This is a genomic window from Rhodococcus sp. NCIMB 12038 (genome assembly GCF_002165735.1).
GTDB lineage: Bacteria > Actinomycetota > Actinomycetes > Mycobacteriales > Mycobacteriaceae > Rhodococcus_F.
Genome location: NZ_NHML01000057.1, coordinates 20,256 through 27,256, shown reverse-complemented (window position 1 = coordinate 27,256; position 7,001 = coordinate 20,256). Strand labels below are relative to the sequence as shown.

Annotated in this window: 5 protein-coding genes and 1 pseudogene; 4 read left to right on the top strand and 2 right to left on the bottom strand. The window is 63.0% G+C overall.

Annotation, left to right across the window (positions count from 1 at the left end):
* Together CA951_RS40875 and CA951_RS40870 are read right to left on the bottom strand one after the other, a co-directional pair.
* Positions 1 to 159, bottom strand: a pseudogene (locus CA951_RS40875) (NAD(P)(+) transhydrogenase (Re/Si-specific) subunit alpha); the annotation flags it as partial.
* 252 nt (positions 160 to 411) lie between these two features.
* On the bottom strand, positions 412 to 1,392 hold the full coding sequence (locus CA951_RS40870) for a C-terminal binding protein (protein ID WP_087562279.1): 981 nt from the start codon (positions 1,390 to 1,392) through the stop codon (positions 412 to 414).
* Positions 1,393 to 1,708: 316 nt separating this feature from the next.
* Here CA951_RS40870 and CA951_RS40865 point away from each other — a divergent pair, with 316 nt between their 5' ends.
* From CA951_RS40865 to CA951_RS40850, 4 genes are all read left to right on the top strand, one after another.
* Positions 1,709 to 2,626: a LysR family transcriptional regulator gene (locus CA951_RS40865; protein WP_087562278.1), complete on the top strand. Its 918-nt coding sequence runs from the start codon at positions 1,709 to 1,711 to the stop codon at positions 2,624 to 2,626.
* Positions 2,627 to 2,830: 204 nt separating this feature from the next.
* Positions 2,831 to 4,462, top strand: coding sequence for an NAD(P)/FAD-dependent oxidoreductase (locus CA951_RS40860; protein WP_087562277.1), 1,632 nt, complete (start codon positions 2,831 to 2,833; stop codon positions 4,460 to 4,462).
* Positions 4,463 to 4,494: 32 nt separating this feature from the next.
* A complete protein-coding gene (locus tag CA951_RS40855) occupies positions 4,495 to 5,865 on the top strand; it encodes an NAD-dependent succinate-semialdehyde dehydrogenase (protein WP_087562276.1) in 1,371 nt (456 codons plus the stop codon).
* A gap of 125 nt (positions 5,866 to 5,990) precedes the next feature.
* Entirely contained in the window at positions 5,991 to 6,878 is an 888-nt protein-coding gene (locus CA951_RS40850; protein WP_087562275.1) for a fumarylacetoacetate hydrolase family protein, read from the top strand.
* Positions 6,879 to 7,001 lie beyond the last annotated feature (123 nt).

Genomic DNA, 7,001 nt, shown 5'->3' with positions numbered 1-7,001 from the left:
GTACAACTCGTCCGGAATCAACGCGCCCAACCCGGCACCCGACTCGACCACCACGTCGACGCCCTTGGCGATCAACGACGCCACGACCTTCGGCACCAACGCCACCCGACGCTCACCGTTGTTCGATTCCCGAACGACGCCGACCGTCGGATAGGTCAGTGGTCGAAAATCACTTGATCTAGGACTATGGGCTTCCAAACCAACTCCTGAGGTGATGCGCGCTCCGCCAGGAGGATTGACGGAGCGGGTGAGGGGAATGTCGCAGCTGGTGAACCCGGCGCTGCGGCTGGGCCGAAGGATTGTAGGAACACGAACGCGGCGTCCCAACTGAGCTCGCGCTCAGCCGCGACGCCGCGAGGGCCGACGTGAATTCGTTCGGATGACGATACTCGCCACCCGTCGAGACTTCGGTCAGGTAACGAGATCCGAGAGCGGCTGCCCGGTCAGCGCCTGACGGCAGCGGAGGACGACACCTTCCTGCAACGTCTCGAGCGCTCGGTTCGATCGCCACGAAACGTGTGGTGTCATGATGAGATTCGGCGCGTTTCGCAGCACATGGTCCGCGGGCAGTGGCTCTTGGCTGAACACGTCGAGGCCGGCGCCGGCGATGTGTCCCGAGCGAAGTGCGTCGGCCAATGCCTCTTCATCGATGAGACCGCCACGAGAAACGTTGACGATGGTCGAGCCTTTACGCATGCGCTTCAGCACGTCGGCCGACACGAAGTGACGGGTTTCTGTGGTGAGAGGCAGGTGGAGCGAGACGACATCGGACTGTTCGAGCAGTTCGTCGAGGGGAGCTGCTGGGACAGTGTCGAATTCGATGAACGGATCGTAGGCGCGGACGTTGGCGCCGACGGCGGAGTACCACTCTGCTACCCGGCGGCCGATCCGCCCCATGCCGATCACTGCGACGTCGAGCTCCGAAAACCTCGGCGTATCCAACCCGATGCTGCCCGCCCAGCCGCCGCCGGCGATGGACTCCTGTCCGGCAGGGATCCGGCGGGCCAAGGCCAGGCCCATTGTGAAGGCGTGCGAACCGACTTCCTCGCTGGCCGCTCCTGGAACGATGGAGACGGGGACCCCTGCTTTGCGGGCAGCCTCGACATCGATGTTGTCGTAACCGATCCCGTACCGGATCACCGCCACGCACCGCTTCATTGCGTCGAAATCCGCGGCCTCCACCCTGGCGTAGGGTGTGACGAGAACCAGGGCGGCGTCGGGGATCGCGGCGTGGAACGACTGGACGTCGGGGGAGATGATGATTTCCATCCCGAATTCGTCCGCAAGGCGCTTTTCCCGTTCGACCTCGGGAAACTGGTGCGGAGCGACGAGAATTGTTCCCAGATCGCGCAGGTTGCTCGAACTGGTTTCGAAAGATCCGGTGTCTGTCATCACGCCTTCTTACTGGATTCGTCGTCGATGAATTGCATGAGAGATGCGCCCGTGAATGTGGACTCGGGGCGAATATGGGAACGAATTTAAGAGTTGGATAGAGCTGAAGTCAATGAAAAACTTGCCGCGCGAACTTCCTTTCCTCAATTGGGTCCACTGCAGTGACTGATCTGGATCAATCCCTCGTGTTCGAGGGGCCCGTCCGCGGAGCGGGCCGTGGTGAGCGATCACTGGGCGATCGTGCAAAGCTGATCCGAGGCTTCCTTACTAACGTGCGTTAGGCTACTATCGGTTGCAGGCAGTGACGGGAGGCGCAATGGAGATTCGGCAGTTGGAAGCGTTCCTCGCGGTCGCTGAGCACCTCCACTTCGGTAGGGCTGCGGATCGGTTGTTCATGGCGCAGGCGCCGCTGAGCAGGACGATCAAGAGCTTGGAGGACGAACTCGGTGCCCGGCTGTTCGACCGGAACACGAGGATTGTCACGTTGACGGATGTCGGCTCGGCTCTCATCGAGCCGGCGCGAGAGGTGATGGCCGCGGCCCGCCGAGCCGCGGAGACGGCGAGCGCGGTCACGTCCGGCGAAGCCGGCCTGGTGCGCGTGGAATTCTCGGGAGTTGCCGCTCATCCGTTCGTCGCAGCCCTCGCGCGCGACATTCGCGCAGAACATCCAGCCGTGCGCCTCGAGTTGTCCTCGCAGACCATCTCAAAACCAGTCATGCAGAACCTGCTGGGCGACGAGACCGACATCGCGCTCGGCAGGTGGGACCGATTGCCCCCCGGCGTTTCTGCTCGGGTGCTGATGTCTGACTCGCTGGCCGTGGTCCTGCCTCGAACGCACCGACTCGCCTCCTCCGGGACAGTCGCGTTCTCGCAGATCGCGGGTGAGTCGTTCGTATCTCTGCCGTATGAGAAGGGGTCGGTGACCACCGATCGGCTATGGCGTCTCGGATATGCACACGGCGCCCCCGTGGACAACGTGCAGTTCGCTCCGGACACGCAGTCGTGCATCGCGCTGGTCAGTGCGGGTGTTGGCTGTCATCTGGCACTTTCCTCGGTGGGTCTGCGCAACGTCAATCCCGACGTGGTGTTCGTGCCATTGTCCCCGGCCGATCTCGAGCGGGTGCCGGACGTCCACATGCGCGCGGCATGGCGGGATCCGGTTTCGAGTCCGGTTGTCGAGACCACGCTCGAATATTTGGCCCGGTATGCGCGTCCGTCGGTTCGCCAAAGTTGACGGGATCGGTCCCGACGAAAACCAAGTTGTTGCGTTAATAGAAACAATCACCATAGATAACCGCATGAATGCGGCCTGGAATTTGAGTCAAGTCGCAGCGTAATGTCTTGAATTAAATGGCGATGCAATAATCCGTCGTTTCGTATTAATTGCCGCGTCTCGGCAATTCGCTGTGAATTCGTCAGCAAGCAGAAGGAGTAGCAAATGGGCCTGAACGATCAGGTGCAGGAAGTCGACGCCCTCATCGTCGGCGCGGGCATGGGCGGGATCATGACGCTGCGCCGGCTGACCGCCGATCTCGGTCTCGATGCGGTTGTAATCGACAAGGCACCCGGTGTCGGTGGCACGTGGTACTGGAACCGGTACCCGGGGGCACTGTCCGACACCCAGAGCTTCATGTATCTCCTCCCGTTCGAGAAGGAGCTCTACCAGGAGCATGTAACGAAGTGGACGTCCCGTTACGTCAAGGGGCCCGACATTCGTCGATACCTCGACGACGCGGTGGACTTCTGGAACCTGCGTGACCGATTCCATCTCGAAACCGAGCTGCGCAGTGCGGTGTTCGACGAGCAGGCTCAGACGTGGCAGATCCACACCGACAAGGGTGGCTACCGCGCGCGCTTCCTGATCACGGCGCTGGGCCTGCTGTCGAAGATGAACGTGCCCGACTTCCCCGGCATCGAGAACTTCAAGGGCCGCATTGTGCACACCGCGGACTGGCCCGCAGATCTCGACATGACAGACAAGCGCATCGCTGTCATCGGAAACGGTTCCACGGGAGTCCAGTTCATGACCGAGGCCGCGAAGGTCGCAGGGCATCTGACCTCGTTCCAGCGGACCCCGCAGTACACGGTCCCCGCCGGCAACCGGGAGTGGACCGAGGAGGAACTCACGCACTTCAAGGAGACCTGCGAAGACCGGTGGGAGGAGTTCTCCCGCGTCAAGATCGGCTTCGGCATCGACGAGGAGACCACTCGCACAACACTCGGCGTGTCGTCCGAGGAACGCGAGGAGATCTTCGAGTGGGCCTGGACCAAGGGCGGAAACTACACCTTCACCAACGAGACATTCTGTGACGTCACGTCGGACCGAGAGGCGAACGAAGAAGCCGCCAACTTCATCCGGCGGAAGATCGCCCACATCGTCGAGGACCCGGATACCGCGCGAAAGCTGACGCCGTGGGAGCCGTTCGCCCGCCGGCCCATTTGCGACTCCGGCTACTTCCAGATCTTCAACCAGCCGAACGTCACCCTGGTGAGCATCCGCGAGAACCCGATCAAGGAGTTCACCGAGACCGGCATCGTGACCGAAGACGGGACCCTGCACGAAGTGGATCTGCTGGTGCTCGCGACGGGATTCGATGCTGTCGACGGTAGCTACCGCGGCGTCGACATTCGTGGACGCGAAGGTGAGTCGCTGAGGGATCACTGGAGTGACGCACCGCGCAGCCAGTTCGGTATCACGGTCAGTGGCTTCCCGAACATGTTCATGGTCCTCGGGCCCAACGGGCCCTTCGTGAACCTCCCGCCGGCAATCGGGCTGGAGACCAACTGGATCAGCCGCGCCATCAGCACGATTCGCGACACGCCTGGAGCGTCGATCGAACTCCGGCCCGAGGCGGAGGAGAAGTGGCTCGACACCTGCCTCGAAGCGCTCGACGGCTCGTTGTTCCTCGAGACCGGATCCTGGATCTTCGGCTCCAACATTCCCGGTAAGCGACAGCCCAAGACAGCGAACTTCTTCGTCGGCGGAATGGACAAGTACATCGAGATCACCGACCGGGAGGCGGATCAGGGATACCCGAGCTACCAGATTCACGTTCTCGCCCCGGTGTAACCGAGGCACCCCGATCCACACAGGAGGACACCTTGTCTACTTTCACGACCATCGACCCGAGCTCCGGGGGAACTCTCGCCGAGTACGAAACTCTGTCGGATGCCGACGTAACGTCGGCGCTCGGCCGCGCAACCGAGGCCTACGGCAAGTGGTCGCGGGCCGACCTGCAGGCGCGTGCCGCACTGCTCGCGCGCATCGCCCAGCTGCATCGTGAGCGAAAGGCCGAGCTCGTCGAGGCCATCGCGAACGAGATGGGCAAACCGATAAGCCAGGGCGAGGGTGAAGTGGAGCTCGCCGCGTCGATCTACGACTACTACGCAGACCAGGGACCGCAGCTTCTGCGCGACGAGGAACTGGAGGTTGCCGGCGGTGGTCGGGCGCTGGTCCGGACGAGCGCGACCGGCCCGCTTCTGGGCATCATGCCGTGGAACTACCCGCTGTACCAGGTCGCACGTTTCGTGGCGCCAAATCTGCTGCTCGGCAACACGATCCTGCTCAAGCATGCCCGCTCGTGCACGCAAACCAGCCTCCTCATCGAGGCAATCGTCCGGGACGCTGGAGCGCCGAGCGGCATCTACGAGAACCTCGTGGTGTCCTCCGGCCAAATCGGGAACCTCATCGCCGATCCGCGTTTGCAGGGTATTTCGCTGACGGGCTCCGAGCAGGCCGGTCGTATCGTCGCGGAGCAGGCGGGCAAGCACCTGAAGAAGTGCGTGCTCGAGCTCGGTGGATCAGATCCGTTCATCGTTCTTCCCGACGCGGACCTGGGTCACGCCCTCGATCTTGCCGAGTCCGGGCGTTTCTCCAACGCTGGGCAGGCGTGCACCTCGTCCAAGCGGATGATCGTGCACAGCGATGTCTACGACGAGTTCCTCTCGGGCATCGTCGAGCGCGCCAAGGGTTGGACTACAGGAGATCCGACCGACCGGTCGACCAAGATGGGTCCGCTGGCCACCCTCTCCGGGCGGGAGGAGGTCGCCGAGCAGGTCGAGGACGCCGTGTCCAAGGGAGCGACCCTGCACATCGGTGGTGTGGTGCCCGACGGGGCGGGTGCCTTCTATCCGGCGACCGTCCTCTCCGGCGTCACCAAGGACATGAGGGCGTACTCCGAGGAACTTTTCGGCCCCGTCGCGGTGGTGTACGAGGTCGGTTCGACCGAGGAAGCCATCACCCTCGCCAACGACTCCCGGTTCGGTCTCGGTTCCGCCGTGTTCACCCAGGATCCGGAGCTTGCTGCGGAGGTCGCGGATCGCCTCGAGGTCGGCATGGTCGGACTGAACTCCCTGATTCGCAGTCAGCCCAGCCTTCCGTTCGGTGGCGTCAAGGCCTCCGGCATCGGCCGTGAACTCGGCAGGCTCGGACTGGACGAGTTCGCAAACAAGAAGATGCTGCGAATCGCCTAGGCGGCAACTGTCGGCTGACGGGTGATCCGAAATTTATTCCACTGCAGAATGATAGGGGCCGGTGGGGGCGCCGCCAGGTCTACACCGGCCCTTCCTGCGCCATCCCGACGAAAGAACAGAATCGAATGCGACTAGTCACTTACCGGTCGGGCGCCAACCACCTGCCCGGCATCGAACACGGCGAGTACGTCCTCGACCTCAACGCCACCCTGACTGCCAGCGGTGTCGTCGCGTCTGCCGAGTTCGAATCCGTCCGTGAATTTCTCGAAGACCTCGGCGACAGGCTCCCTGTGGTCTCCGAGTCCGTCACCACCTGGCTCGACACGTCCACTCCAACTTCGGTGGGAACTGTCGCGGACCTGCACCTCGGCGCTCCGGTCCAGGATCCGAGCAAGGTGCTCTGCGTCGGTCTGAACTATTCCGACCACGTGGGCGAGACGGGCCGGAAATTCCCCAGCCACCCCGACGTCTTCGCCAAGTTCGCCAGCAGCCTCATCGGACCGGACGACGACATCGCCTGCTCCGACGTCACCGAGAACCTCGACTTCGAGGGTGAGCTCGCCATCGTCATCGGCAAGCATTGCCGCCGGGTCTCGGAGGACGACGCGCTGGCGCACGTCGCCGGGCTCACCGTCCTCAATGACATCACTGCCCGCGACCTGCAGTACCGCGGAACTCAGTGGCTCGCCGGCAAGGCCGTCGACGGCTCCACGCCAGTGGGCCCGGCCCTGGTCACGCTGGACGAGATCGGGGACCCGCAGTCACTCGACATCGGTACCCGTGTGAACGGGGAACAGATGCAGCACTCGAACACGAAGAACATGATCTTCCCGATCGCCCGAATCGTGTCCTACATAAGCCAGTTCCTGGCGCTCATCCCCGGCGACATCATCGCCACCGGAACGCCGGAAGGCATCGGGGCGAAGCGTCAGCCTCCGGTGTGGCTGCGGCCGGGCGACGTGGTCGAGGTCGAGGTCGAGAAGGTCGGTCTTCTGCGCAGCACCGTCCGGTGACCTTCCTGCGCTTGTAAACAGTTGGTTTCAGGGATTGTGCATACACCCGGCACGACCTAACCTAACTACCGTTAGTGAGCCAGCCGTGAAGGTTGGTTTAGACCCGACACCACCCCGAGGTGA